A 2,709-nucleotide genomic window follows, 5' to 3' on the forward strand; every position below is an offset into this window, starting at 1 on the left:
TGCACCTGAGCGCCGTTGGCCTGCGACGCCCCGCTGACGTCCAGGCACCGCCCGGACCCCACACCCTTGAGCGCGCTGGTGCTCCCCGACGGCGACGACGGCGACGGCGAGGGCGTCGACGTACCGTTCCGAGGCCCGGCGGAGGCCATCACGGACTGGGCGCCCGACGGCCACTGCCCGTTGGTGACGGTCACGTTGTTGTTGACGACGTTGCCGCGGTCGCCGTTGGTGATGTTGGTGCTGCCGTTGGTCGACCAGTTGCCGGTGACGGTGAAGTTGCCCATGTTCTCGCCACCCCAGTAGTTGGCGGTGGCCCAGGTGCCGGTGTTCGAGAAGACGTTGTTCCTGACGGTGTAGTACTTGGAGCCCTCGTCGAAGTAGAGCCCGAACCAGCCGTTGGTCCGCAGGCAGTAGTTGTCGCTGATCAGCGCGTTCGGGTTCCACGACAGCGTGTAGATGCAGCCGCCGTCGGTCATCTGCTGCATGACGTCGTGCACGTAGTTGCCGACGAGCTTGTTGCCCGACGCGGTGGTGGGCGTGGTGTACCGCGGCTGGTAGTTGTACAGACCCCGGTTGGCGTACTGGGTGCTGCCGCCGGGCTCGTTGGCGCCCCACCCGTAGCCGATCGACATGCCGGTGTAGGGCATGTTGTAGACCTCGTTGTGGGACACGTCGGTGGTGGTGACGTAGGTGGTCAGGACCGAGACGATGCCCCGGTAGTCCAGCCCCAGGTCGTGGATGCGGTTGTCGGTGATGGTGATGTTGCGGTTGACCATCCGCTGGTCGCTGGGGTGGTGGGCGTCGGCGCGCACGCCGCCGACCACGATGCCGCCGGCCGAGCTGCGGGCGATCTCGGACCGGGTGACCGTGATGTCGCTGGCCCCCAGGCCGACACCGCTGGCGTGCGCGTTGGCGTCGTTGCCGATGCCCACGGCCGTCTGGCCCAGGTTGACGAACTGCGAGTCGGTGAAGGTGATGTGGTTGGCCGCCGACACCTGCACCGCCGCGGGCATCTGGTACCAGTTCGGCCTTGTGGCCTCGAACTGCTGGCAGCCCTCCTGGCAGGAGTTCGGCAGGTCGCCGGGCCAGTTCCAGTTGCCCGCGATGTAGGCGCCGGTCTGCTGGTCGGCGAAGCCCTGGTTACTGCTGGGCCCCAGCCAGCTGGTGCCGCTGAAGGTGATCCCGCTGAAGGTGATGTGGTGCGCGGGCGCGTCGTAGGTGCCGCCGACGTCCACCAGGGACTGCAACACCGGCAACTCCACGCTGGTGCTGCTCATGTTCTGCCCGGCGAGAGGGATGTAGGAGAGCACACCGGTCGTGGGGTCGATGTACCACTCACCCGGCGAGTCGAGGAACTCGTAGGCGTTCTCGATGTAGAGCGGACCGGCCCGGTGCGGACTGGTGAACACGTCGTACCCGAAAATGTTGTTGTTCCAGCTGGGCTGCTGCATCGTGATGAAGTTGCCGCTGATGCTCTGCACCCGCACGTACCGGTCGGTGAACGAACCGACGCTCTCCAGCTCGACCCGGTTCTGGCCGGCCAGGTTGTTCAGGTAGCTCAGCGCGCTGTTGCCGAACCGCAGCCCGGAGCCGGTGGCGGTGAAGTCCGACCGGTTCACCTGGGTACGCGCACGCGTCGCGAGAGCGCCGTTGACATACAGCTGCCGGGTGTCGATTCCGGCGCCGACGTTGGCCTGCCAGATGTTCTTCGCCTGGTTGGCGAGCGTCCAGCCGGTGACCGCCCTGGCGCCGCTGATGACGGGATGCGCCGACGGGGCCGCCTGCCACACCACCTGATACCCGTTGCTGCCCGAGTCGGCGGCGGTCAGCCGTAGCGGCGCGGAGAGCCGGTACACCCCGTCGGCGAGTTGCACGACGATGTCGCCGGACATGGAGCTGTTCAACGACCGCACCGCCGTCTGCGCCCCCGACAGCGAACACGGCTGAGCCGACGAACAGGTGCTGCCGGTGCCCGAAGGCGAAACGTACAGGGTCGTGGTGGCGGCACGGGCTGCCGTGGCCGATGCGACGACTGTCATCGCGGCGGCCAGTGCCGCGATGACGAGACCAACCAGAAGCGGCCTCAACACCGCAAAAGGGGGGGACGGATGCTCAATTCGATCGGTCACGTGCTTCTCCATGGTGGCGCGGTCCTCACGTGCCACCACGAGGGATCTGGTGGAGTGAGGTGATGGAAGCCGACGTGGCCGACCACGGTGCGGAGGCATGCGACACACCTCCACACACCCGCCGTGTGGTCCAGCCGCAGGGGCCCGGAAGAAGCGTCCTCCGGGTGCTCAGCTACCAATTACGGGTGCGAGCACCGAGGCCCGTCAAGACCTTAAGAACACTTAATTTTCACGGCAGGCATGTAAACGTCATCTCGTCGTAACGACCAGAAGTCTCTGATCAGCGGAAATCCACACAGGCATTCCCGCGCGGGCGGACCGCCTCGCGTGAATCGCGATGATGTTTCGTACTCACGATGCCACGTCCCGGACAGCCTGCGGGTGACCTGGCCCGCAGAGTCATACTTTTACTGCGATCGTGAGGAGGAAGCACCGTGACCGACACCCAGCGTGAGGGCGGATACCGGCCGGGTTATGAGGTGGCGGCCGAGCAGGTGCTGGAGCTCATCGCCCGGCTGGGCCTGCGACCGGGCGACCGCATGCCGACGGAAAACGACCTGGCCCGCCAGCTGGGCACCAG

The 2,709-nt window shown here is 66.5% G+C and carries 1 protein-coding gene; it reads right to left on the bottom strand.

The window, feature by feature from the left end; genetic code table 11:
- On the bottom strand, positions 1 to 1,904 hold a 1,904-nt coding region (locus tag B1L11_RS53605; protein ID WP_256863443.1), incomplete at its 3' end, for a right-handed parallel beta-helix repeat-containing protein.
- Positions 1,905 to 2,709: the final 805 nt, after the last annotated feature.

The sequence above is a fragment of the Microbispora sp. GKU 823 genome, assembly GCF_002027145.1.
Lineage (GTDB): Bacteria > Actinomycetota > Actinomycetes > Streptosporangiales > Streptosporangiaceae > Microbispora > Microbispora siamensis.